A 23,052-nucleotide genomic window follows, 5' to 3' on the forward strand; every position below is an offset into this window, starting at 1 on the left:
TATGACGTTCGACTACATTTTCAAGGACGCGACCGTCATTGACGGCACAGGCGCACCGCGATACCGCGCGGATGTCGGTGTCGTCGCAGAGTTGATCGCGGAAATCGGAGACCTGAGCAAGGCAAGCGCCAAACAGGTCATCGATGCAAGTGGACAGGTTATCGCGCCAGGCTTCATTGACACCCATGCGCATGACGATGCCGCAATCTTCGATCGCTCGGAAATCTATCCGAAACTAGCGCAGGGCGTTACCACCATCATCAACGGCAACTGCGGTTGTTCTCTGGCCCCAATGGCATTGAGACCTGGTGAACGCCCTCCAACGCCTCTTGATCAGCTCAGTCGTGACGGCGTTCACTTCAGGACCTTTGCCGAGTATCTCGATGCGGTGAGCTTGTCGCGACCTGCCATCAACGGCGCGTTCCTGGTTGGGCACTCCACCTTGCGATTTCGGCACATGGCTGATCTGCAAAGGCCGGCGAACGAATCAGAAATCTCTGCCATGCAATTGGACTTGCATGAAGCCCTGGACGCCGGCGCACTGGGAATGTCCACCGGCGTTTTCTATGGACCGGCGCAAGCCACAACCACAGATGAACTCATCGCTGTGGGCCGCCCCCTTTCCGACAGGGGCGGACTGATTGCGATGCATGTTCGAAATGAGGCGGACCAGATCGAACCCGCTTTGCATGAAGCCTTTGCTGTCAGCAGCACGCTCCACGTTCCGTTGGTCGTCTCGCACCACAAACTGTTTGGAAAGGAAAATCACGGTCGATCGACGCATACGCTTGCCATGCTCAAAAAGCAGGCGCGCCTGTCGCCCGTTTGCTTCGACTGCTATCCCTATACGGCTTCATCGTCTACCTTGCTTCCTTCTCGCATCAAGGATTCGTCGCGCATTCAGATTACCTGGTCGAAGACTCACCCTGAGCACGCTGGCCGAGACCTCAAGGACATCGCTGAGGAAATGGGAGTCGATCAAGAGGAGGCGATGCGCCGCCTGGAACCCGGAGGTGCGGTCTACTTTGCACTGTCGGAAGATGACGTGCAGCGAATCCTTGCTTCGCCGAACGCGATGATCGGCTCCGATGGGGTGCCTTTTCAAGAGGTTCCGCATCCACGCATGTGGGGCACGTTTCCGCGGGTCTTGGGCCACTATTCACGAGACTTGCGCTTGTTTCCGCTGGAGGCGGCACTTCACAAGATGACCGGGTTGCCAGCGGAACGATTCGGGCTCGTCGGCCGAGGAAGGGTGGCAACGGGCTTCGCTGCGGACCTGACCGTTTTCGACGCGGAGCAGATTGCCGACATGGCCACGTTCGACACGCCCAAACAAGCCCCCAAGGGAATTTCCCATGTCATGGTCAACGGACGCATGGCCGTAGTGGGTGGCGAGGTCGTGGACTGGCATGCAGGCCAGGTGTTGCGTCGTGGCCAGTGAGCTTCGGATGCCATCTCGGTACAAAGTCAAGGCATCAATGAAACAACAGACTTCATTCTTCATCGACAACGTGATCGCGGATGCGGACAGGCCGTGGAATATCCCGCCGGCAGTACCAGGGATGCCGATTGCAGAAGTCGACACCCCGGCGTTGATTCTTGATCTTGATGCGCTCGAGTTCAACATGAACAAGGTTCATGAACGGCTGCACGCGGCGGGTCTTCGCGTCCGCCCGCATGGGAAGGCCCACAAGAGTGCCGATATCGCGAGATTGCAGATCGCGTCCGGCGCGATTGGAATCTGCTGCCAAAAGATCAGCGAAGCTGAGGCATTTGTGGCAGGCGGAGTCGCAGACGTATTGGTGACCAATCAGATTGTGGGGGCCATCAAAACCAGGCGCGCCGCACAACTGGCGAGGCGATGTGCGCTGTCTGTCTGTGTGGATCATCAAGTCCAGATCGATCAGTTGGCAGAAGCGACTCGGGACGCCGCATCAAGAATTGGCGTTCTGGTGGAGGTTGATATCGGGCACGGTCGATGCGGCGTTTCGTCGGTCAATGCAGTCGTCGAGCTGGCGAAGCTCATCACACGGCACTCTCCGCAGCTCTCATTTGCCGGTCTTCATGCTTTCAGGGGCTCAGCTCAACATTTGCGGACATATGAGGAGCGTGAGGCCGCGGTGGATCAGGCCGTGGCAATGCTGCGAGACGTTGTCGAAGCCTTGAGCCGGGAGGGCCTGGAATGCCCGACCATCACCGGCGGTGGAACCGGGACGTACGCCTTGGAAGCAGCTTCGGGTCTCTACACGGAAGTCCAACCGGGGTCCTATGTGCTCATGGATGCTGACTACGCTGAGAATATCCAAGGAGAAAACGATGACGTCCTGCGCCACGCACTCTTCGTGATGTGCTCCGTCATTAGTGCGCAGAGCCACCACGCGGTACTGGATGGTGGGTTGAAGGCATTTGCCATGGATCGTGGCGTACCCAAGATGGTCGACTGCGATTCGACTGTGCGATCAGTCTCTGATGAGCATGCTGTGATTGAACCTGGGGAGTCGCGGCAGCTGCCACGAATCGGGGAGAAGGTTCGTCTGATTCCAGGCCATTGCGATCCAACAGTCAATCTCCACGACTGGATCGTTGCTTTCCGCGGTTCCCATGTCAGCCACGTGTGGCCTGTCACGGCGAGAGGCGCAATGTTCTAGGGCGACGCTGAGTTTGCTGTCGCCGAGTGTCCCGCATGGCCCGCTGACGCGAGCACGCACGCTCTGGTCGCCGTGTGGACGTCGGCGCCAGCCAGGCTTCACCACCCGCACGCGACTCTTCCTTTAACTGACTCGGATGAGGAACACCGGCGCTTGTTGGGGACGCAGGCGGCTGTGCAGCGGCTGCTGACGTAGCGTCTTCTCGAAAGCAGACCTCAAGATGCCGGCCATCTACCTGTTTTCGGGTATTGCCCCTCGGTAGCGAGTTGCATAGGATCGCCGCCTTACAAAATGTAACCAGGGTGATCATGGGGAGCATTACTGCAAGGGCGCGATTGCTCCGCGCTCAATCCGTTTGGCTTTGGCTAATGGCCCTGTGGCTGGGCTGCCTCGTGGCCTTGTCCGGCTGCGGCGGCGGCTCGGGCGGCGCGAGCTTCGTCGGCTTCGGGCTCAACCTCACGCAGCCGCCCGCGGGCTTGAGCTATGCCATGACCTCCGCGGTCTACGAGGTCGGGCAGGCCATCGTGCCGAATCGGCCCACCGCCAGCGGCGGCGCCGTCGAGCGCTATGCCGTGGCGCCGCCGTTGCCGGCGGGCCTGGCGCTCGACGCGGGCACGGGCGTCATCAGCGGAGCGCCCACCGCCGTTGCCGCATCCGCCGTGTACGTGGTGACCGCCGAGAACGCGGGCGGCAGCGCGACGGCCCGCGTGCAGATCGAGGTGCGCAGCACGCCTGCCGCGCCGTCCGGGCTGACCTACCGTGAAAGCGCCGCGATCTACACCGTGGGCCAGGCCATCGCGGCCAACGCGCCCGCCAGCAGCGGCGGTCCGATCACCGGCTACAGCATCGCGCCGGCCTTGCCCGCGGGGCTGCTGCTCGACCCGCAGACCGGCGTGATCAGCGGAACACCCACCGCCGCCGCGGCGGACGCGGCCTACACCGTCACCGGCACCAACGCGGCCGGATCGGCCGAGGTCACGTTGCAGCTGGCAGTCCAGGCGCCGCTGGCGGCGCCTGCCAGCGTGGCGTATGCCACGCCGCGCGCGCTCTACGCCACGGCGCAAGTCATCGTTCCCAACACAGCGCTGGTGATCGGCGGCACGCCCTCGGCGTTCTCGGTGATGCCGGCGCTGCCCGGCGGCCTGAGCCTCAACGCGCTGACCGGTGCGATCACCGGCACGCCGGCGGCCATCCAACCGCTGACGACATACACGGTCACGGCCAGCAACAGCGCGGGCTCGGCGCAGGCGCAGGTGCGGATTGCGGTCACCGGAAGTGGCAGCTGGGTTTCGCAAGCGGTTCTGCCGACCGGACGTCACTACGCGCCGGTCGTGCGCCTGCAAAGCGGCAAAGCGCTGGTCATCGGCGGGTTCACGGCCTCCGGCGTGACCGCGTCGGTCCTCGTCTACGACCCGGCGGGCAACAGCTGGACCGCGGCCGCGCCCATGTTGACGCCTCGCTCCGACGGATCGGCGACCGTGCTGCCCGACGGACGCGTGCTGGTCGCCGGCGGCGACGGTGCGGGCATCTCCCCCGTTGCGGCCGCCGAAATCTACGACCCGGTCGCCGATACCTGGCAGCTCGCCGCGAGCATGGCCGAGGCGCGCACGCGGGCCACAAGCACACTGCTGCCCAATGGCAAGGTCCTTGTCATCGGTGGCTACAGCCGGATTCCCAGTTTGACCTTTTCGCAGACGGCCGAGCTGTATGACCCGGCTTTCAACACCTGGACCTCCATGGCCACGCCGTTGTCGTCCCCACGCGCTCAGCATGCCGCGCAGCTGCTGCCGGGCGGCAATGAAGTGCTGGTGATCGGCGGCGTCAACCGAAACGGGTTCGTGACCTCCGCCGAACGGTTCCCTGTCAACGACAACGGTGCCACCACGCCTGTTGCTGGCACCGTGCCCGCCGCCAACGTATACACCTCCGTGCTGCTGGCGGACGGCGACGTGCTTGCGATGGGCGATGGCAGCAGCACCGCGATGCGCTTCGACGTCGCCACGTCGGGCTGGACGGCGAGCGTTTTTTCCAGCACGCGCTCCCTTCCGACGATGACGACGCTGGCCGATGGCCGCGTGTTGCTCGCGGGCGGTACTGGCAGTGGCGGCGTTCGCCTGGCCACCGCAGAAATCTACAACCCCGACTTCGACGTCTGGACGTCGGCGAGTTCGATGTCCACCGGGCGCAGTGCCGCCTCCGCGGTCTTGCTCAGCGATGGCTCCGTCCTGGTTGTCGGCGGGTTCTCCAACCCTGCCGGCGAAGTCGACGCGGTGGAGCGCTTCCTGCCCTAGGCCTTGCCGTGTCACAAGCGAACGGCCGCTCTCCTGGCCTGCGAACGTCGGTTATCTGGCGATTTTGGGGAAGTGGTCGACCGTCCGGTTCTGGCCGATAGTGCCCATTCGCGCGGGGCCGAGGGATGTCGGCAATCGCTGCATAGCCGCCCTTGGGGTATGCCCCCCTTCAAATGGGTTGCCGACGTTCGAGAGGCTCGGCTTGAGAGGAGCTGTCCGTCAAAAACGAGCCGCTCCCCATTTGCGCGCGGCACGCCTGCCCATTGTTCCCGCGGTAGCGGGGGAGGACGATCAGGCCTCAGGCCCACACTTCGTCGATCACGGGGTTTTGCAGAATGCCTATGCCTTCGATCTCCACTTCGCAGACGTCGCCCGGCTTAAGCCAGACCTGCGGCGTGCGCGCCAGACCCACGCCCGAGGGCGTACCGGTGATGATCATGTCGCCCGGCTGCAATTCCATGCCTTCCGAGCACGCGGCAACGAGGGTCGCTACGTCGAAGATCATGTCGCGCGTGTTGGCGCTTTGCAGCACTTCGCCGTTCAGTCGGCAGGTCAGCTGCAGGCCGGTGGCGCCTGCCGGCAGTTCGTCCGCTGTGACGAATTCGGGGCCGAAGCCGCCGCTGCGATCGAAGTTCTTTCCCCACAGCCATTGGCCGGAGCGGAACTGGTAGTCGCGGATGGAACCCTCGTTGAAAATGGCGTAACCGGCCACGTGCGCCAGCGCATCCTCCTTGGCGATGTAGCGGCCTGCCTTACCGATGATGGCCACGAGTTCCGCCTCATAGTCGAACTGCGTGGAGACCCGCGGGCGCACCAGGGGCTCGCCGTGTGCGACCCATGAAGAGGGAAAGCGCTGGAACAGGACCGGGTGCTTGGGCGGCTCGAAGTTGCTTTCCGAGGCGTGATCGACGTAGTTCAGGCCGATGGCGAAGGCCTTGGAGGGGTTCTGAAGCGGCGGCAGCAGTTTCAGCTCGGCGAACGCCAGGTGCTGCGTCGCGCGGGCGGCGGCATCCTTCACTGCGCTCAGTCCGTCGGGGTGCTTGAGCAGCGCGTCCAGCGTCGACGGCAATCCGACTTCGGTGAGGTTGACGACCTGCGAACCGGTTCGCAGCCCCAAGGCGGGCAGGCCGTTGCTGGCGATAAAGGCGATGAGTCTCATGGTGTGGCTTTCAAGGCCGGCTTATGCCGGCTGCTCCAGGTTGGTGATGAAATCGGGGGGCAGCGAAGGCCCCCACACATACAGCGAGTCTTCTGGCGGATGGTCTGCCGCGGGCCACTCGCTGTCGGCCGGCACGTAGTCGATGTCGTGCGAATACTCGGCATAGCTGCCCCACGGATCGCGCACGTAGTAGAAGTAGTTCGACCCGAGCACGTGCCGCCCCACGCCCCAGCCTCGCCCATGGCCGGCATTGCGCATCTGCTCGGAGCCGCGCCCGACCTCGTCGATGCTGCCCACGTCCCAGCTCGAATGGTGCAGGCCGGCCGCGTGCGACTTTGCGAAGGCCACCAGATGGTGATCGGAGCCATGGGCTCCATGCAGGAAGGCGATCAAGTCGCCGGAATGATCGGACAACCGCAGGCCCAGGATTTCCTGCGAGAAGCGGATCATTCGCGGCACGTCGGGCGTGAAGAAAAGTACGTGCGACAGGTAACGGGGGCGAACCTGCAGCGCGCGGCTGCGCGCTGGCGCGGCGCCATGGCCCGGTGCGACGGGCGGTGTCACGACCGGGCGGGACTTGTGCGAGGGCGACACCTTCGACGCTGCCACGAGCTGAAGGTGTGTGCCGTCCGGGTTGCGCAGCCAGACGCCCTCGGCATCGCCCAGCGGGTGCGGCTGTGCCTCGAGGCCAGCCGTGACAATGCGTTCCCGCAAGGCATCCAGCTGATGCGCATGCACGCCATAGCGCACGTACTCGAGCTGCTTCGACCGGCCCGATGCATGGACCCAGGCCCAGCAATGCGGATGGCCGAAGGTGTGCAGCGCCAGGCGGTTGCCTTCGCGGCGCACGTCCAGGCCGAAGGCGCGGTAGAACTGCTCGGCCTCATGCAGGTCGGGCACGCTGAACACGAAGCGGTCGACCGAATGGACCGACGCATGGGGGGCTTGATTCATACCTCAGCCTCCTTTGTGTCGTCGGGGCGGGCACGCAGGGTCGCTGCGAAGCAGCTGCAAATTTCGTCATTGGCGCGCCGTGCAGCCTCTGAGACCTCGAAGAACCCGAAGAAGGGATGGAACATGTCTTCGTAGCGCAGCACCTGCGTGGCAATGCCAGCCGCCTGCAGCCGCGCCGCATAGGCCAGCCCCTCGTTGTACAGGGGGTCGCACCCTGCCACGGCAATGACCGTGGCGGGCAAGTCGCCCAAGTCTGCGCAGTGCAGGGGAGACGGAGGAAAGTCCGTCGCACGGTCCGCTGCCGTGCCCAGGTAGAGCCGCGCCACCTCCCGCAGGTCGTGCGGCGTGAGCATTGGATACGCACACCCATCGTTTCTCTCGAGCCTGACCGTGTCGCGTGCGAAATCGACGCCGGGCACGATGAGCAGCTGACCCGCGAGCGCAAAGCCGCGGTCGCGAACCTGGATAGCCGACGAGGCAGCGAGATTGCCGCCCGCGCTTTCCCCGGCCACGGCCACGCACGCGGGATCGCCACCGAGGGCCACGGCGTTGGCCAGCGCCCACAAAGTGGCAGCCAGCGCGTCGTCGTGCGCGGCGGGAAAGGGATGCTCCGGCGCGAGTCGATAGTCCACGGACACCACCACCGCCTCGATGTCGCGACACAGCTTGCGCGCGATGTCGTCCATCAGCTCGACGCTTCCGAGCACGAAGCCGCCGCCGTGGAAGAAGACGACGGTCGGCAGCGACGGCCTGTGCGAATGCGGGCGGTACACGCGCACCGGAACGCGCACGTCTGCGTGCGCGGCAACGGTGTCCTCCGCAGACTGCACATCCGGCAATCCGGAGCGCTCGCGCGCGGCAAGGACCGCGGCGCGCATGCGACCGCGCGCCTCGTCCGGCGTGCCGCTGAACGGTGGGGGCGCACCGCGTGCCTGCAGGACAGCAACCACCACGGCGAGTTGGGGATCAAGCTGCGGCATGGCCGGCATCACATCTCCCCCAGCACGTGTCGTTGCGAGTCGAAGGCGCGGGCGCGCAGCGCGTCGACATCGATGTGCAGCATGCGGCCATTGCGCTTCACCGCGCGTCCGGCGACGTAGACGGAATCGACATTGCCTGGATGGGCGGCCAGCACGATGGCCCCGACGGCGTCGGACACGGGGGTGAGGTTCAGGTCGTCCTGCCGCACCAGAATGAGGTCGGCCTGCTTGCCCGGCGTCAGCGATCCCGTCTTGTGCGCCAGCCCCGTGGCCTTTGCACCGGCGATCGTGCCGAACTCGAGCACGTCACGCAAAGTGATGGTCGGTGGTGCGTTCGCGGCCTTCGAATGGCCGCCACCCATCCAGGAGCGGTAGTGCGCAAAGGCATGGCGCATCTGCGTGAACATGTCGCCAGCGCATTTCGTTTCGGTATCGCCGCTCAGGCTGGGACGGATCCCGGCGGCCAGCAACCGGTCGAATGGGATATCGCCGATTCCCTGCGCGTTCAGTTCGCAGTGCACGCCCAACGAGGCCGTCACGCCCGCGTCGGCCATCATGGCCAGTTCGTCGTCCCCGCAGAAGCAGCAATGAACGAAGGTAAGGTCGTCGCCCAGCACGCCGGCCTGGTGCATCTGGGCGATCGCGCGGACCGGTGCATTGCGCGCATACGCGCCCATGTGGATGGTGGAGCGAATGTCTAGTTCGCGCGCCAGGCGCAGGTCCTGCAGCCAGACCTCGCGGCGTGCCATTTCCGGGCCGCGCCCGGCCATCGCCAGCGTCAGCAACTGGTCGTCCGAAGAGAAGTACTGGCTGCGCAGCCTGCGGATGTCCTGCGGATGACCGCGTTCGCTGTCGAACATCCAGGAATGCCCCTCGACCAGCGGCCAGCCATGGGCGAAGACCCCCCGGATGCCGGCGTCGCGCAGGGCTAGGATGGCGGCGTCCGCATGCTCCGGTGTGTTCTGGACATGCGACCAGTCCAGCATCGTGGTCGTCCCGCTGTCCAGGGCCGACACCGCGCCCAGCAGGGTGCCGGCATAGACGTCCTCGGTGCGGAAAGCAGAGCCCTTGGCCCCGAGCATTTCCGCGAAGTAGATCTGAGGATCGATGTCCGCATAGCGATGCCGCACGCAGGTTTGCCAGGTGTGCCGATGGGTGTCGACGAAGCCCGGCATGACGATCATGCGTTGCGCGTCGATGCGCTCGGCCGCTTCGGTCTCGATGTGGGGGGCGACCGCGACGATGCGCTCGCCTTCGATCAGGACGTCGCCGCGGCGCAGGTCGCCGATGGTGGGGTCCATGCTCAGGACCCAGCCACCGGCCAGGAGGGTGCGGTGGGTGTTCACGGCTTGCTCCGCGTGAGCCAGTGGCCCAGTTGCGCCTCGACCTCACCGGCCCGTGCCAAGGCGCTGCTGGCCCAGGCGACGTAGCCGTCCGGGCGCACCAGGATGCCCGTCACGCCGTCCATCTCTGCCGGTACGCGGCCGACGCGGGCGCTGACGACGCTCAAGGGCAGGCCAGCGCGCTGCAGCGCTTCGAACTGGCGGCTCTGGCCTTCCAGGTCGAGCAGCAGGAACTTGCGATCGCGCAGGAGCTCGGCCGGCCGAAGCGACCGGCCGTCGAGCGTGAGGAGGTCGAAGTCGGGTAGGCGGCAACCGGTCAGCGCGTGGTTGCCTGCTTCGTGCGGATACGGCGCTTCCAGCCCGCACAACTCCAGCACCAGTTTGCGCTGCACGTCCGGCAGCGGAATGATCTGCTCGGCCATGCGCCGCTTGAGTGTGAGGCCGCTTTCGTCGAAGTTGAACTGCAGCACACACTGCGCCTTGACGCTCTCCAGCAGGGCGCGCATGACAGGCAGGCGCTCCGCGTCGTAGCTGTCCAGTGTCGACTCATCGGCATGGCCGTTGACCACGTTGGCCAGCTTCCACCCCAGGTTGAAGGCATCCTGCAGGCAGAAGTTCATGCCGACGCCGCTGGCTGGATAGTGGATGCGGGCCGACTCGCCCACCAGGAACACGCGACCCTTTCGCAGCGACGGCACCGAACGCATCTGGTCGTCGAAGCGCGATGCCCAGCGGTGGCTGGTGATGCCGTAGTCGGTGCCGTGCACGTCCGCGATGCATTTCAGCGCTTCTTCCAGGGTGACGGGTTCATCCTTCGGTGCCATGCGTCGGTCGCGATGGACGATGTTGAAACGGGTGATGCCTTCACCGAAGGCGTAACCGCGCACCCAGCCCATCTCGTTGTCGACGTTGATGCGTCCTCCGGGCCAGGGCGCATCCAGGTGCGCATCGATGACGATGCCGCGGAAGGTGCCGGAATGGCCATCGAACGGGATGCCGGCACCGGAGCGCACCGTGCTGCGGCCGCCGTCCGCGCCGACGAGGTAGCGCGCGCGCAGCGTCGCTGGTGCCCCCTGGGCATCGGTGACCGACACGGTCACGCCGCTGCCATCCTGCTCGAAGGACTGCAGTTCCGTGCCGCGGCGAATTTGCGCGCCGCTCTCGGTCGCCCATTGCCAGAGGATTTCTTCGGTGAAGTTCTGTGGCAATCCCAGTGTGAAGCCGAATCGGCTTTCCAGGTACTGCCAGCGAATCGGATGAAAGCCGGCCCATATGTGCGAAGGCCGAAACGGGTACGGCACGATCTCGCGCGTGCGCTCGATGAACCGATCCGCAATGCCACGCGCATCGAACAACTCGAGCACGCGCGGCAGGATGGTCCCCGCCCGCGACTGCACGCCCTCGGTCCTGCGTTCGAGCACCAGCGTCTTCGCGCCCGCACCCGCCAGTTCGGCGGCGAGTGTCAAGCCCGAAGGGCCACCCCCCACCACGATGACATCCCATGACTGCATGTTTGTTTGCTCCCTATTCAGGCTGGATGCCCGCTGCCTTGATGGCCGCTTCGACCATCGGGCGATCATTCGAAATCAGGCGCGCCAGGTCTTGCGGCGAGCCGCCCATGACGCGCCACTGTTCTTCCTCGATCTTCTTGCGCACCTCCGGCAGCTGAAGCGCCTGGGCGAAGGCGGCGTTGAGCTTGCGCACGATCGGCTCCGGCGTGTTCGCCGGTGCGACGAAGCCCATCCAGTTGCTGAACGGGCGGAACGACGGGAACACTTCCGTCATCGTCGGAACGCCCGGCTGCGATGCCAGGCGCTTGTCCGACATGAAGGCCAGCACCCGCACCTGTCCCGCTTTCCATTGCCCCAGCACCGACCCGACGCTAAGCACCGTCACGTCCACGCGACCGCTGAGCAGTTCAGGGATGATGGGCGCGGCGCCCTGGTAGGGCACGTGGAGCATGTCCACGCCCGCCACCGCCTTGAACTGCTCCATCAGCAAGTGGTTGAAGGAGCCGATGCCGACGCTCGCATAGGGCTGCCCCGGCTGCTTCTTCAGCTGCTCTACGAGTGCGCGCAGGTCGGTCGCGGGCAGCCGCGAGCTGACGATCAGGCCCACCGGGATGTCAGCGACGGCAATGACCGGCGTGAAGCTGCGCACCGGGTCGTAGGGCAGGTCCTTGCGCTGCAGGCTGTTTAGGAGCAGGGCCGAGGTCGTCGTCAGTGCCAGCGTGTAGCCGTCCGGCTTGGCCCGGGCCACCTGGGTGGTTCCGAGGATGCCGTTGGCGCCGGCCTTGTTCTCGAAGACGATCGGTTGGCCGAGGATGCGCGAGGCGCGTTCCGAGACCAGGCGTCCCACCACTTCCAGCGAAGAGCCCGCAGGATAGGGAAACACGACATGGATGGGCTTGTTGGGATACGCCGTCTCTTGCGCGAAGGCTGGCGTGAGCGCCAGCAGTGCGGTGGCTGCGACGCAGAAGGTCAGGAAGGCTCGTCTCATTGGGATTTCCTTTTTTCTTGAAGGGCCGCGTCAGAAGCTGTGGCGAACGCCGAGTTGCGTGCCCATGACGTCTTCGCCCTTGGCGAGAACGGGCAGCGCTGGATTCAGTGTTTCGGAGAAGCCCGCGCCATTGTTCAGGCGTGCGATGCCGGCAAAGACGGCCGTGCGCCGAGAGAGGAAGTGCATGTACTGGAGGGCGACTCTGGAGGCCTTGCTTGCCCCTTGCCGCTCGACCAGGTAGCTCGCGCGGATTTCACCGGCGCCGAGCGGCCAGTTTGTGCCGACCAATGCCGAGGAACGTCGGGGTTGGCCCGGATCGTTGCGCTGGATGTAGAAACCGGTCAGGCGTGGACCGCCGAACTTGTAGTCGCCGCCCACCATGAATTCCTTGCGATCGCCGGCGGGCACCGCGTTCTTCTGGATGGTGTAGGCCGCGTGCAGGTCGAAATTCGTGTCGTTGTAAGAGACGCCCAGGCCGGTGTATTGCGCACCCCTGACGCCTTCGCTGGCACTGGCAAGCGCACGCACTTGAAAGCCGCCCATGCGCGGGCTGAGGTACTTGACCGAATTGTTGATGCGCGGCGTGAAGAGGGTCATCGGCCAGGCTGCGCCGATGCCGGTGAAGTAGAAGGGATCGAGCGGCCCGGTGAGGTCGTCCATGGGGATGTAGTTGCGACCCAGCCGCAATTCGCCATAGGGCGTCACCAGCCCAACCATGGCCTCGCGGCCGAAGTAGATTCCGCCGAAACCCACAGTGCCGGTGTCTGCGTTGAAGCCATGATCGAGCTTGAACTTCGAGCCCCAGCCGCCACCCAGGTCCTCGACGCCTTCGAAGATCAGGCGCGACGAGTCGCTGGACAGCGCCGTCAGCGTGCGGGAGCTGCCGTTGGGCGAGGAGATGCGCAGGTGGTCGACGGACATTTCCACCTTTCCGGACAGGGTGATGGAGCTCTGGGCGCCCGCGCTCGTGGCAGCCCATGCCGCGCACGCGGCCACCAGATGGATGTGCCTGGCAGGCGAACGGCGCAAGCCGGATCTTGGCGCAGCTGCATGCCGCGCGAGCGATGAGGTCATTCTTGTTTGTCTCCGGGTGAGTGAGGTGACGGACCGAGGCGTCCCTCGATGGGCTCGATTGTTCGCAGCCCACATCCATGCGACAAATGAATTGTTTAAAGTATTGTCATTTGCCGCGCAAATGGAAGAACCGACATGCGATTCGACAAACTCGACCTGAATCTCCTCGTCGTGCTCGACGCACTCCTGACCACCCGCAGCGTGACGCGCGCCTCGGAGCGCGTCTTCCTCAGCCAGCCTGCGACCAGCTTGTCTTTGCGGCGCCTGCGCGAGTACTTCAAGGACGAGTTGCTGCAGCCGATCGGCAAGTCATTCGTCCTCACGCCGCTGGCTGCCGAACTGGTCAAACCGGTCCACGACGTGCTCCTGCGTGTGCAGGCCATCGCCCGGGCGCAGCCGACGTTCGACCCGACCACCTCGCAGCGGCGCTTCGTCATCGATTCCTCGGACTACGTCATCTCGGTGTTGCTGTCGGAGGTGGTCAGGCGTGCGGCCAGCGCAGCGCCTCGGATGGAGTTCGACCTGCGCGCCAGAAGCCCGCAGTCTCGCGACCTGTTGCAGGCCGGAGAGATCGAGCTGCTCATCACGCCGCAGTTCGCCATCGTGCCCGGGCATCCTTCCGAGTTGTTGTTCGAGGACACGTTTTCATGTCTCGTGAGTCCCGAGCATTTCGGCATGACGAAGAAGCTCACGGCGGAGCAGTATTTCGAGGCCTCGCACATCGGTGTCGAGTGGGGCGGTGGTCGGCGCCTGACCTATGACCAGCAGTTGATCGCCGTGGGCAAGCGCGCCCGCAGGCAGGACGTCATCGCGCCCAGCTTCACCCTGGTGCCGCCGCTGTTGGTCGGAACGCCGCGCATCGCCACGCTGCCGACACGGCTGGCGCAGCAGATCGCCGAGCGCTTTCCGCTGCGCGTCGTCGAGTGTCCGGTGGAGATCCCTGCGTTTGCAGAGCACATGCAATGGCACAAGTACCAGGAGCGCGATCCTGCGATCGCTTGGCTGCGCAGCTTGCTGCTTGAAGTTGCGCAGGGCCTGCCGTCGAGCCGGGCGACAACGAAGCGTGTCAGAGGGGTGAGCGAGAAATGACGTAGCCCTTCGAATGCCCCAGGCTGCGCATTGCAGCGGGGCGAGGGTGCCGGGATCACTGTGCTCTACCACTCGTCGAACGACCCGCACTGCTCGTCTGACGAGCATTCCGACTTTCTTCGTCTGTGCCGCAAGGGCGAAGCGGCCGTGACCTGCATGATCGAGCACCTCGAATGCATCGAGGCCAGCCTCGAACTGGGCACCGAGAAGCCCGATCGCCAACTCGACCTGGTGAAGGCGCTGCTTGCCTGAAAAGGCTGCCCGAGTCCCTGTCCCGGCTCAGCGCGTGGTTTTCGCAGCGCGCTTCTTCGGCTCGCGCGCAGCGGGGCCATCCGATGCGACGGCGACCGCTTCCAGGCCATGCGCGCCTGCGATCAGCCCGCGCAGGAAAACCATGATCAGGCGTCCCGAGGGATCGGGGCGAGTGCTCATCCGCTGCAATGCCAGCCCGTGCGACAGGGCCATGAAGGCTGCGGCCAGCTCGTCCGGTGCGGCGGGAGGCGTGCGCCCGAGCTTGTCGAACAACTGCCCGATCACGCCGCCGATTTCGGACCGGTGCTTGTCCCACACCTTCTGGTACTCCTGCGCGAAGCTTCGACTGCGGTTGGCATGCAGCTGAAGCTCGATGGAAAGCATGCACCAGTCGGCATCGTGATTGAGTGTGGAAGCCCAGGCTTCCAGCTCGGCAAGCATCTGCTCGGGCTCTTGCCGCTCGTCGCCCATGACCTTGAAAAGCTGCAGCGCTTCGGCTTCCATGTGCCGCCGCAGCAACTCCAGCAGGACGTCCTCCTTGCTCGAAAAGTTTGAATAGAAGGCGCCTTGGGAGTAGCCCGCCTTGTCCGCGATGTCGCGGATCGACGCGCCCCCATAGCCGTTCGACACAAACAAGTGCTGCGCGGTTTCGATCAAGCGCTCGCGCGTCTGCGCCCGGCTTTCCTCGCGGGTCAGGCGCGTTTTTGCTGTCGTCGGGGTCATGGTCGAAAAGATATCACATGAACTTTGAATAGCGCCTGCCAGCGCCTCCTTCCGGGTCGCCGTCCTGAATCCCACGTTTGAATATCACTTGATATTTAGAAACGGTGAAGGTACATTCAAAACTCGTTTGATTTTTGAAGTTCGATTGATATGGAAAAACCGAAGCCCTTGAAGACCGCGTTCGTCACTGGTGCGACCGGCCTTCTCGGCAACAACCTCGTGCGCGAGCTGGTCGCGCGCGGCGTCTTCGTCAAGGCCCTGGTTCGCTCGAAGGCCAAGGGCCAGCAGCAGTTTGCGGGGGTGAAAGGCGTCGAGCTGGTGCTGGGCGACATGGCCGACGTGCCTGCGTTCTCCAGCGAGCTGCAAGCGTGCGACGTGGTGTTCCACACCGCCGCGTTCTTCAGGGACAACTTCAAGGGCGGCAGCCACTGGGCAGAGCTCAAGCGCATCAACGTGGACGGCACCCGGCAGCTCATCGAGCGGGCCTACGGTGCCGGCATCCGGCGCTTCGTCCAGACCTCGTCCATCGCGGTGCTGAACGGCGAGCCGGGCGTTCCCATGGACGAGACCTGCCTGCGCGACCTGGCGGATGCCAGCGACGACTACTACCGTAGCAAGATCATGGCCGACCAGGTCGTGCTGGCCTTTCTGGGCGCGCACCCGGACATGCACGCGAGCTTTGTCCTGCCCGGATGGATGTGGGGGCCGGCCGACATCGGTCCCACCTCGTCAGGACAGTTCGTCAACGATGTGGTGCTCGGCAAACTGCCCGGGCTGGTGCCGGGCAGCTTTTCCGTTGTCGATGCCCGCGACGTGGCCAAGGCGCAGATCTCTGCCGCGGAACGCGGCCAGCGCGGTGAGCGCTATCTGGCAGCCGGGCGCCACATGACGATGCAGGAACTGGTGCCCCTGGTTGGAAAGATCGCGGGCATCCGCACGCCGACACGCCACTTGCCCTTTCCGCTCCTGTACCTGCTGGCGGCAGTGCAGGAACTCTATGCGCGGGCCACAGGCAAGCCCATCTTGCTCAGCCTGGCCACCGTGCGGCTGATGCGCAAGGAGGCGGGGCGCAGCCATTTCAACCACACCAAGAGCGAGCAGAAGCTTCAGCTGAAGTTTCGCCCGATCGAGCAAACCGTGGCCGACACGCTCGCCTGGTATCGCGGCAATGGCTGGCTGCCTGGTGTGCCGACCCGAACCGAATCCTGAACAAGAGGAAAAACCGTGACGAACAGATTGATCCTGAAACTCTCGACAGCCTTCGCGGCTGTTCTTTGCATCGCGGCAACGCCGCAAGCATCTGCGGCCCGAAGTCTCCCGGCCGCCAAGACCGCGGACAGCATGGCCGAGTTCTGCAGCAAGGGGCAGGCGGAGTATCCGCAGGGCATCGCCCGCATGCACCCCTCGTTCAAATTCAACATCTGTTGGTGGCTCGAGGACGCCGGCATCGAAGCAAGCACCTTCGACGAAATCGCCGCAGCGCTGCCGGAACACGCCGGGCCGTCGCAGGCGATCTGGCAGGCGACGTTCAACCAGCCCGCCCAACTGCACCTGGAACGAGCCCGCGCCTCCGAAGCGCGAGGAAACAACGCTGCCGCATCGGTCGAATACAAGAAGGCCGCCTTCTACCTGCGGATGAACCGGCTTCCCAAGCGGGTTCCCACCGCCGATCTGCAGGCAACCGAACGAGCCCATGCGCTCATGGGAAAGCCGCTCCAGCGCATCGCCTTCAAGACCGGCGCGAAAGAATTTACCGGCTACTTCCGGGCGCCGCCTGCACGAACAAGTCGCAACGAGAAACTGCCGGTGCTGGTGATTCTCGGCGGCCTCGACAACCTGAAGACCGAGATGATCCGGCACAGTGATTACTTCATGGGTCGGGGCTTCGCCACCATCATTGTGGAAAACCCAGACACCGGGGAGAACCAGTTGGGGTTCCGGCCGGAGTCCCATGTGATGTTCGACGCCGTGGCGGACTACATCAAGGCCCGCAGCGACCTGGACGCAAGCCGGGTGGCCTTGTATGGATGGAGCATGGGCGGCTATCTGGGAACGCTTGGCGGGCTGAGCAACGACCTCTACAAGGCGGTGGTCAATGTGGGCGGCCCCAGCGATGCGAGCTTTGGACAAGCGCATTGCAAGGTGGCGCCTGCCTGGATCGTCGCGCCCTACACCGTGTTTGCGAACATGAATCCGCAGACCACACCGCGTGAAGCGATGTGCGAATACTACGAAGCCTTCCAGCTCTCGCGCCAGTTGAAGATGCCGACCGCGGCGCAGCTGCGCAAACCCATTCTCATGGTGAACGGCGCGCACGAAGATCTCGTCTCCAGAGACGAGCCCGCCGCTCTGGCAGCGCTAGGCTTCAACGTGACCCAACTGGTGTTCGGGGATGACGGCCACACGGCGGAATCGAACATGCGTGAGCACTTCGAGTTCACGGCAAACTGGCTCACGCGGCGACTAAAGATGGAAAATCTATCCGACCACTGACGACCATTTTTTGAGACCGGCTCTACCTGACCCTGCCTTGATTTCACGTACAGCAAGAAATTGATAACTTCAGAGGTACGGAGAATCGAGATGGGAGAAGGTAAGCTGCCTAAGAGGCAGTACAAAGGGGAATTCAAAGCCCAGGCTGTCAAGCTCGCGGCGTCGGTTGGTGGCCACGAGGCCGCACGACGTCTTGGTGTGCCGGTGGCCACGTTGGGCAACTGGTCCAGGCGAGGCATTGCATCGGCCGGTGCCAGCGACGCGGCAGTGTCTGGTGAGGCGCCTGCGCGTCGCCTAATCAGTGAACGGGAAGCTGAGAACATCCGGCTGCGCAGGGAATTGGCCGACGTGAAGCTGGATGTCGAAATCCTTCGAAAAGTGACGTCGTACTTCGCCAGGGGGCGCGATGAAGTACGCCTGGATCGACGAGCATCGCAACCAGTACGCCGTCAGCCGGCTTTGCCGAGTCCTGGGCGTGTCTCGCAGCGGCTATTGCCAATGGCGCGTGCGCCCGCCCAGCCCCAGCACACTGGCCAACCAGGCTCTGGACGCCAAGGTGGCAGTCATCCATGATGTCAGCCGCCGAAGCTATGGTCGCCCTCGGATCGTTCAGAGACAACAGGGCGAAGTCGTCAGTGCCGACCGTGAGGCGCGACGCCTCTCATCGGCGCCGGATGAACCGGGTCTGAAGCGCTGCGTAGCCTCCGCCCAGTGCGATCAGGCCCATGCCTGTCCAACTGGTCGCATCGGGCCAGTGGCCGAACACCATCCACCCGAGCAGGGCGGCCCACAGCATCTGTGAGTACGAAAACGGCGCGATCGCCGAGGGCGGCGCAATGCGGTAGGCCAGGAGCACCAGCCATTGCGCGGCGCACCAACTGAGCGACATGAGCGCCAGACGCCACCAGGCGGTGCCGATGGGCGACCAGTCCATGGCCGGGAGCAACAGACTCAGGCCCAGTACACCGATCGCGGATGAATAGAGCACCGTGGTCGCGGTGTGCTCTGCGGCGGACAGGCGGCGCGTGAGGATGACCGCGCATGCCCAGGACATTGATGACAACATCGGAAAGATCTCGGCACCGCCGAAGGCCAGCGTACCGGGCCGCACCACGACCAGCACTCCCGCGAAGCCGCACAGCACCGGCAGCCATCGCTGCAAGTCTGCGCGCTCACCGAGCACCACCCGCGCCAGCAGCATGACGAATAGAGGTGACGCGAACACCATGGCCGTCGCTTCGGCCTGCGGTATCGATCGCAGCGCGTAGAGAAAGAAGAGGGCGGAGCCAACCAGTGCCACTGCGCGCAGCACCTGCAGGCGCGGCTGGGCAGTGCGCAGCAAGGCGGGCCTGGTGAGCACCAGTGGCAACACCAGGGCGAAGAGGCCCAGGTAGCGGAACCAGGCCAGCAGGAACGGGGGAAAAGTGCTGGCCAGTCCCTTGGCCCACATGTCCGAGAGCGCGAAGCCGGCCATGGCCGCGACCAGCAGCGCGCCGCCCGCGGCGGGGCGATGGGAGGAGGTCACGGCAAGCTCAGGCCAGGTGCGCCTTGACGCGCATGCCCGCAGCGTCGTCGTCGTCCGCGCCCGCCCACTCGATGAGCCAGTGCTTGGCCGCGACGGTGGTGCCCGCCATCGTGGTATGAGGCCGCGCCCCCAGGTGCCAGCCCTGGTCGGAGCACGCCAGCACCTCGCCCTGCGCGACACCCTGGTCCGAGAACTCGATGGTGACCGTATCGCCGGCATGCAGGGCATGGCGCAGCGCCGGGTCCAGGCCCTGCATCCTCGCGCCGGGGTACAGATGCGTATTTCGGGCCGCGATGCGCCAGGCGTGCATGGGCAGTCGTCTCGGCGTCAGTCGTCGCGCAGCGCGTCCGCGACGATGCTCATCGTCGTCTGGATGTGCTCGCGCGTGGCGCGCTCCGCGCGCTCGCCATCGCGGTCCTTCAATGCCGAGAGGATCGCATGATGCTGCTCGGACGAACGACCCAGCTGGTCCTTCATGAAGATCACCGGCAGCCGCAGGTTCCAGTATTGAAACTGCGTGCGCTCGTGCAACTCGGCGAAGAAGGGGTTCTCCGAGAGTGCGACGATCTGCCGATGAAATGTCTGGTTGAGCCGATTGATTTCGCTGCGTGGCAGCTCCTCGCCGCGGTCCATCTCGGTGACCAACTGTTCGAGCTCATCGAGCGCCGCAGGCGTGGCGCGTTCGGCAGCCAGTCGCGTGGCATAGCCCTCGATGGCGATGCGGCTCTCGAAGATGGTCCGGAACGACGCAGGATCGCTGGCCTCGACGACCCAGCCGCGGTCGCGACTGACTAGGCCTTCGCCCTGCAGTCGAAGCAGCGCCTCGCGCACGGGCGTGCGGCCGGCTTCCAGCCAGGCCGACACCTCGTCCTCCACCAGCCGTGAGCCCGGCTTGATGTCCAGGGTCAGGATCTTTGTTCGCAGCTTCTGGAAAACATCTCCGGCGATCAGGTCGTTGCCGGTCTTCTTGAGTGCCATTCGGCCTCCTGCAATATTGTTCAAGCGCTCTTGCGCACTTCTAGTACCACCCCGGCCTGCGCACGCGTGTCGAAGTAGGCAAAGCCCGAGCCGTCCGCACGTGCACCCCGGGCGGTCACGCCAATGCCCCGTGCACGCGCGGCGGCCTCGGCTGCGTCGCGATCCGCAACCTCGAAGCCCAGGTGATACACGCCTTCACCATGCTGGTCCAGGAAGCGCCGCTGCGGCGAATCGAGTTCCGAAGGCTGGCAGATCTGGATCTGCACATTGTCGAGGTCGACGCATTTGTAGCGCATGGCATCGGAGGCCGCCCGGTTCGGCACATCGAATTCGACGTAGGGCCCCGCCTTGGGGTAGTCGAACCAGGGGCCCACGCCGAGCTTTTCGTAGTAGTTCACCGTCTTGTCCAGATCGTGCACGACGATGCACACATGGTGGAGGGTCTTGAAGAATTGTTTCATGAAGCCGTTGTTTCCAAAGAAGCGGGGGCGTCCGCGTGGTGCGCGAGGAACTGCTTGCTGCGCTCGTGCCGCGGGGCTTGGAAGAAGTCGCGTGCCGGCCGGTCCTCGACCAGCTCGCCATTGACCATGAACAGCACCCGATGCGCGAAATCGCGCGCCAGCGACATCTCGTGCGTGGCGATCATGAGCGTGATGCCGTCCAGCGCGAGCTGACGGATGGCGGCAATCACCTCATGCGACAGCTCGGGGTCCAGCGCGCTGGTGGGCTCGTCCAGCAGCATCAGCCGCGGCTTGAGCGCCAGTGCCCGCGCGATGGCTACGCGCTGCTGTTGGCCGCCTGAGAGCTGGTTCGGGTACGCGCCGGCCTTTTCGGCCAGGCCCACGCGGGACAGCAACTCCATCGCCAGTGCCCTGGCCTGGGCATTCGTCTGTCCCAGCACATGGACCGGACCGGCCATCACGTTGTCGAGAACGGTGATGTGGCGAAACAGATTGAAGCTCTGAAACACCATGCCGATGCGCCGGCGTTGCCGGCTGATCTCGCTGTCCGGCAACTCGATCAGCGCGTCGCCTCGTTCGCGATAGCCGATGAGTTCGCCGCTGACGAAGATCTTGCCGCCGTCGATGGTTTCCAAATGGTTGATGCAGCGCAGCAGCGTCGACTTGCCTGCGCCGGACGGGCCGAGCACAGCCACGACCTGGCCCTCGGACACATCGAAGCTCACGTCGCGCAGGACGGCCTGCGTGGCGCGATACTTGGTCACGCCGACCATGCGGACGGCCTGCGTGACGGGGCGGGAGGTGGGCGTAGTCATCGGTGTGGGAATCGCTTCTCGAGCGACGTTTGCAAGGCGGTGGCGAAGGCGGTCATGACCAAATACCAGAACCCGGCCACGGCCAGCAGTTCGACCACCCGGAAGTTAGCCGCGTAGATGTCGGTGGAGATGCGTAGCAGCTCGAGGTAGCCGATGGCAGAGGCCAGCGAGGTCGACTTCAGCAGCATGATGTACTGGTTGCCCGTGGCAGGCACGATGATGCGCGCCGCTTGCGGGATCACTACCTTGCGCATGATCATGCCGTGCGTCATGCCGATGGAGCGCGCTGCGTCGCGCTGGCCGTTGTCCACAGCGATGAATCCGCCGCGGATGATCTCGGCCATGTAGGCGCCTTCGGCCAGGCTCAGCCCGGCCAGGGCCGCCGCGTAGGGCGTGATGACCTGCGTCATCGGTAGGTCCAGCAGCACGAGGCCGGTGAACGGCACCACCAGATGCAGCTGCGGAAACATGATCGGGAACGCGTTGAACCAGAAGATCAGCTGGATCAGCATCGGCGTCCCGCGAAATAAGTACACGTAGCTGGCGGCGAAGCCCACGAGGATCGGGTTGCCGCTCACGCGCATCATGGCCACGATCAGCCCGACCGCCACCGCCAGCAGCAGCGCGATGGTGCCGAGCATCACGGAATGGCCGGCACCGATGAGCACGTTGCGGCTGAACACGTAGCTGGCGAACACGCCGACGTCGATCACCTTGGAGCCGACCGCGGCCGTGACCAGCCAGGCCAGCGCCAGCACCACGACCGCGCCGAAGCACCAGGCACCCCATTGGCGCCGGTGTACCACGCGGCGCACCGGCAGCGCAGCCGATGCAGAGGAAGTAGGAGTGGAGTTCACTTGCGCTTGCTGGAGGGCAGGTTGATGCTGATCGTCGGCAGCGCGGCGCCGCCGACATTCCACTTGTCCAGGATCTTTCTGTAGGTGCCGTCTTCGAGCATGCTCTGCGTGGCTTTCTGAACCGCATCGCGCAGGCCGGTCTTGCTCTTGGCGAAGCCCCATGAGGTGATGTAAGGCGTGAGCATGTAGTTGCCGCCCACGACCTTGTACTTGCCCGGGAACTGCGAGCCCATGTAGACGAGTGCCGGGTAGTCTCCGATGTAGCCGTCGACGCGCTTGAGATCCAGCTGCATGCGTGAATCGGGTGCGGTGGGCAACTGCTCAGCGCGGATCGGTGCCTTGCCGTTCTTCGTGCAGCGTTCCGAGGCCGCCTCCACGGCGGTCATGATGGTGCGTCCACCGAGCATCGTGGCGATCCCCTTGCCGCAGAAGTCATCGATGGTCGAGAGCTTGTCGGTGTTGGCGGACAGCACCAGGATGCTGCCGCCGGACTGCATGTAGTTCACGAAGTCGAGCTTCTGTTCGCGCTCCTCCGTGTCGCTGATGCCGCCGGAGGCGACGTCGAAGCGGTCGGCTTCCACGCCGGAGATCAGGGAGGCGTACTCGGACTGGATGTATTCGAGCCTCAGGCCCAGACGGCGCGCCACGTCCTCGAGCAGGTCGCGGCTCACGCCCGAGACGCTGGTGCCGCCGGGTTCACGAAACTCGACGGGAGGAAAGGTCTGCTGCGACCCCACGCGCAGCACGCCACGCGCCTTGACGTCGGGGGGCACGGCCCGTGCCGCTTCGGTGGCGGGTGATGCCGCGGGCTGGGCAAGGCCGCACAACGGCGACAACGCCGTCAGCAGCAGAGTTGCCCGAAGAGATGACATGAACGTTCGCATGATTTTCTTTCTCGGTGATTTCTTGAG

At 64.7% G+C, this 23,052-nt stretch carries 21 protein-coding genes and 2 pseudogenes; 8 read left to right on the forward strand and 15 right to left on the reverse strand.

Translation table 11 applies throughout. The features are described 5' to 3' along the window. Window position 1 precedes the first annotated feature (1 nt). From ACAM42_RS14850 to ACAM42_RS14860, 3 genes are all read left to right on the forward strand, one after another. Window positions 2-1,441, forward strand: a complete 1,440-nt coding sequence (locus ACAM42_RS14850) for an amidohydrolase family protein (protein ID WP_369632473.1) — start codon at window positions 2-4, stop codon at window positions 1,439-1,441. Between the two features lie 37 nt (window positions 1,442-1,478). Beyond that, window positions 1,479-2,648 carry a DSD1 family PLP-dependent enzyme gene (locus ACAM42_RS14855; RefSeq protein WP_369632474.1) on the forward strand — a complete coding sequence of 390 codons (1,170 nt, stop codon included), beginning with the start codon at window positions 1,479-1,481 and terminating at the stop codon, window positions 2,646-2,648. Between the two features lie 368 nt (window positions 2,649-3,016). Beyond that, window positions 3,017-4,939, forward strand: a complete 1,923-nt coding sequence (locus ACAM42_RS14860; RefSeq protein ID WP_369632475.1) for a putative Ig domain-containing protein — start codon at window positions 3,017-3,019, stop codon at window positions 4,937-4,939. A 298-nt stretch (window positions 4,940-5,237) separates the two neighbouring features. Here ACAM42_RS14860 and ACAM42_RS14865 read toward each other — a convergent pair whose 3' ends face one another. Genes ACAM42_RS14865 through ACAM42_RS14895 form a run of 7 tightly spaced genes read right to left on the reverse strand, consistent with a single transcriptional unit; the run spans window position 5,238 to window position 12,948 of the window. Next, window positions 5,238-6,098: a fumarylacetoacetate hydrolase family protein gene (locus ACAM42_RS14865; RefSeq protein ID WP_062472330.1), complete on the reverse strand. Its 861-nt coding sequence runs from the start codon at window positions 6,096-6,098 to the stop codon at window positions 5,238-5,240. A gap of 21 nt (window positions 6,099-6,119) precedes the next feature. After that, a complete protein-coding gene (locus ACAM42_RS14870) occupies window positions 6,120-7,052 on the reverse strand; it encodes a VOC family protein (RefSeq protein ID WP_062472329.1) in 933 nt (310 codons plus the stop codon). Further along, entirely contained in the window at window positions 7,049-8,041 is a 993-nt protein-coding gene (locus ACAM42_RS14875; protein WP_062472326.1) for an alpha/beta hydrolase, read from the reverse strand. Before ACAM42_RS14875 ends, ACAM42_RS14870 begins: the two co-directional genes overlap by 4 nt. Then, on the reverse strand, window positions 8,041-9,378 hold the full coding sequence (locus ACAM42_RS14880) for an amidohydrolase family protein (protein WP_369632476.1): 1,338 nt from the start codon (window positions 9,376-9,378) through the stop codon (window positions 8,041-8,043). The genes ACAM42_RS14875 and ACAM42_RS14880 overlap by 1 nt, the downstream gene beginning before the upstream one ends. Further along, window positions 9,375-10,886, reverse strand: a complete 1,512-nt coding sequence (locus ACAM42_RS14885; protein ID WP_369632477.1) for an FAD-dependent monooxygenase — start codon at window positions 10,884-10,886, stop codon at window positions 9,375-9,377. The genes ACAM42_RS14880 and ACAM42_RS14885 overlap by 4 nt, the downstream gene beginning before the upstream one ends. A gap of 13 nt (window positions 10,887-10,899) precedes the next feature. Continuing rightward, window positions 10,900-11,874 (reverse strand): Bug family tripartite tricarboxylate transporter substrate binding protein, encoded by a 975-nt coding sequence (locus ACAM42_RS14890; protein WP_369632478.1) that lies wholly within the window; start codon window positions 11,872-11,874, stop codon window positions 10,900-10,902. Window positions 11,875-11,904: 30 nt separating this feature from the next. Next, complete coding sequence (locus ACAM42_RS14895; protein ID WP_369632479.1) at window positions 11,905-12,948, reverse strand: porin; 1,044 nt, start codon at window positions 12,946-12,948, stop codon at window positions 11,905-11,907. 135 nt (window positions 12,949-13,083) lie between these two features. Between ACAM42_RS14895 and ACAM42_RS14900 the strand changes: the two genes are divergently transcribed. Then, window positions 13,084-14,037, forward strand: coding sequence for a LysR family transcriptional regulator (locus tag ACAM42_RS14900; RefSeq protein ID WP_369632480.1), 954 nt, complete (start codon window positions 13,084-13,086; stop codon window positions 14,035-14,037). Window positions 14,038-14,097: 60 nt separating this feature from the next. Next, window positions 14,098-14,289, forward strand: a pseudogene (locus ACAM42_RS14905) (GntR family transcriptional regulator); the annotation flags it as partial. 27 nt (window positions 14,290-14,316) lie between these two features. Here the strand turns inward: ACAM42_RS14905 and ACAM42_RS14910 are convergent. Continuing rightward, a complete protein-coding gene (locus tag ACAM42_RS14910) occupies window positions 14,317-15,012 on the reverse strand; it encodes a TetR/AcrR family transcriptional regulator (protein WP_369632481.1) in 696 nt (231 codons plus the stop codon). A 150-nt stretch (window positions 15,013-15,162) separates the two neighbouring features. On the opposite strand from ACAM42_RS14910, the gene ACAM42_RS14915 reads away from it, so the two are divergent. The 3 genes and pseudogenes from ACAM42_RS14915 to ACAM42_RS14925 form a co-directional block, all read left to right on the forward strand. Further along, window positions 15,163-16,221, forward strand: coding sequence for an SDR family oxidoreductase (locus ACAM42_RS14915; RefSeq protein WP_369632482.1), 1,059 nt, complete (start codon window positions 15,163-15,165; stop codon window positions 16,219-16,221). Between the two features lie 15 nt (window positions 16,222-16,236). Next, on the forward strand, window positions 16,237-17,505 hold the full coding sequence (locus ACAM42_RS14920; protein ID WP_369632483.1) for an alpha/beta hydrolase family protein: 1,269 nt from the start codon (window positions 16,237-16,239) through the stop codon (window positions 17,503-17,505). A 90-nt stretch (window positions 17,506-17,595) separates the two neighbouring features. Beyond that, window positions 17,596-18,151 (forward strand): annotated as a pseudogene (locus tag ACAM42_RS14925) (transposase); the annotation flags it as partial. A gap of 15 nt (window positions 18,152-18,166) precedes the next feature. Here ACAM42_RS14925 and ACAM42_RS14930 read toward each other — a convergent pair. Genes ACAM42_RS14930 through ACAM42_RS14960 form a run of 7 tightly spaced genes read right to left on the reverse strand, consistent with a single transcriptional unit; the run spans window position 18,167 to window position 23,025 of the window. Beyond that, window positions 18,167-19,030, reverse strand: a complete 864-nt coding sequence (locus ACAM42_RS14930) for a DMT family transporter (protein WP_070064064.1) — start codon at window positions 19,028-19,030, stop codon at window positions 18,167-18,169. Window positions 19,031-19,037: 7 nt separating this feature from the next. Next, window positions 19,038-19,340: a hypothetical protein gene (locus ACAM42_RS14935; RefSeq protein ID WP_175497133.1), complete on the reverse strand. Its 303-nt coding sequence runs from the start codon at window positions 19,338-19,340 to the stop codon at window positions 19,038-19,040. A gap of 17 nt (window positions 19,341-19,357) precedes the next feature. Further along, complete coding sequence (locus tag ACAM42_RS14940; protein WP_062472295.1) at window positions 19,358-20,008, reverse strand: GntR family transcriptional regulator; 651 nt, start codon at window positions 20,006-20,008, stop codon at window positions 19,358-19,360. Between the two features lie 20 nt (window positions 20,009-20,028). After that, window positions 20,029-20,469: a VOC family protein gene (locus ACAM42_RS14945; protein ID WP_062472293.1), complete on the reverse strand. Its 441-nt coding sequence runs from the start codon at window positions 20,467-20,469 to the stop codon at window positions 20,029-20,031. After that, on the reverse strand, window positions 20,466-21,284 hold the full coding sequence (locus ACAM42_RS14950) for an amino acid ABC transporter ATP-binding protein (protein WP_369632484.1): 819 nt from the start codon (window positions 21,282-21,284) through the stop codon (window positions 20,466-20,468). The genes ACAM42_RS14945 and ACAM42_RS14950 overlap by 4 nt, the downstream gene beginning before the upstream one ends. Continuing rightward, on the reverse strand, window positions 21,281-22,141 hold the full coding sequence (locus tag ACAM42_RS14955; protein WP_223301492.1) for an amino acid ABC transporter permease: 861 nt from the start codon (window positions 22,139-22,141) through the stop codon (window positions 21,281-21,283). The genes ACAM42_RS14950 and ACAM42_RS14955 overlap by 4 nt, the downstream gene beginning before the upstream one ends. Continuing rightward, complete coding sequence (locus ACAM42_RS14960; protein WP_217493493.1) at window positions 22,138-23,025, reverse strand: ABC transporter substrate-binding protein; 888 nt, start codon at window positions 23,023-23,025, stop codon at window positions 22,138-22,140. Before ACAM42_RS14960 ends, ACAM42_RS14955 begins: the two co-directional genes overlap by 4 nt. Between the last annotated feature and the right edge of the window lie 27 nt (window positions 23,026-23,052).

The organism is Variovorax sp. V35, assembly GCF_041154465.1.
GTDB lineage: Bacteria > Pseudomonadota > Gammaproteobacteria > Burkholderiales > Burkholderiaceae_C > Variovorax > Variovorax boronicumulans.

Excerpts from the sequence above, each read along its gene's own strand:
- ACAM42_RS14940 (WP_062472295.1), bottom strand. The coding sequence starts at position 20,008 with ATGGCACTCAAGAAGACCGGCAACGACCTGATCGCCGGAGATGTTTTC.
- ACAM42_RS14935 (WP_175497133.1), bottom strand. The coding sequence starts at position 19,340 with ATGCACGCCTGGCGCATCGCGGCCCGAAATACGCATCTGTACCCCGGC.
- ACAM42_RS14865 (WP_062472330.1), bottom strand. The coding sequence starts at position 6,098 with ATGAGACTCATCGCCTTTATCGCCAGCAACGGCCTGCCCGCCTTGGGG.
- ACAM42_RS14885 (WP_369632477.1), bottom strand. The coding sequence starts at position 10,886 with ATGCAGTCATGGGATGTCATCGTGGTGGGGGGTGGCCCTTCGGGCTTG.
- ACAM42_RS14960 (WP_217493493.1), bottom strand. The coding sequence starts at position 23,025 with ATGCGAACGTTCATGTCATCTCTTCGGGCAACTCTGCTGCTGACGGCG.
- ACAM42_RS14875 (WP_062472326.1), bottom strand. The coding sequence starts at position 8,041 with ATGCCGGCCATGCCGCAGCTTGATCCCCAACTCGCCGTGGTGGTTGCT.
- ACAM42_RS14915 (WP_369632482.1), top strand. The coding sequence starts at position 15,163 with ATGGAAAAACCGAAGCCCTTGAAGACCGCGTTCGTCACTGGTGCGACC.
- ACAM42_RS14945 (WP_062472293.1), bottom strand. The coding sequence starts at position 20,469 with ATGAAACAATTCTTCAAGACCCTCCACCATGTGTGCATCGTCGTGCAC.
- ACAM42_RS14855 (WP_369632474.1), top strand. The coding sequence starts at position 1,479 with ATGAAACAACAGACTTCATTCTTCATCGACAACGTGATCGCGGATGCG.
- ACAM42_RS14895 (WP_369632479.1), bottom strand. The coding sequence starts at position 12,948 with ATGACCTCATCGCTCGCGCGGCATGCAGCTGCGCCAAGATCCGGCTTG.
- ACAM42_RS14950 (WP_369632484.1), bottom strand. The coding sequence starts at position 21,284 with ATGACTACGCCCACCTCCCGCCCCGTCACGCAGGCCGTCCGCATGGTC.
- ACAM42_RS14900 (WP_369632480.1), top strand. The coding sequence starts at position 13,084 with ATGCGATTCGACAAACTCGACCTGAATCTCCTCGTCGTGCTCGACGCA.
- ACAM42_RS14890 (WP_369632478.1), bottom strand. The coding sequence starts at position 11,874 with ATGAGACGAGCCTTCCTGACCTTCTGCGTCGCAGCCACCGCACTGCTG.
- ACAM42_RS14850 (WP_369632473.1), top strand. The coding sequence starts at position 2 with ATGACGTTCGACTACATTTTCAAGGACGCGACCGTCATTGACGGCACA.
- ACAM42_RS14910 (WP_369632481.1), bottom strand. The coding sequence starts at position 15,012 with ATGACCCCGACGACAGCAAAAACGCGCCTGACCCGCGAGGAAAGCCGG.
- ACAM42_RS14860 (WP_369632475.1), top strand. The coding sequence starts at position 3,017 with ATGGCCCTGTGGCTGGGCTGCCTCGTGGCCTTGTCCGGCTGCGGCGGC.
- ACAM42_RS14870 (WP_062472329.1), bottom strand. The coding sequence starts at position 7,052 with ATGAATCAAGCCCCCCATGCGTCGGTCCATTCGGTCGACCGCTTCGTG.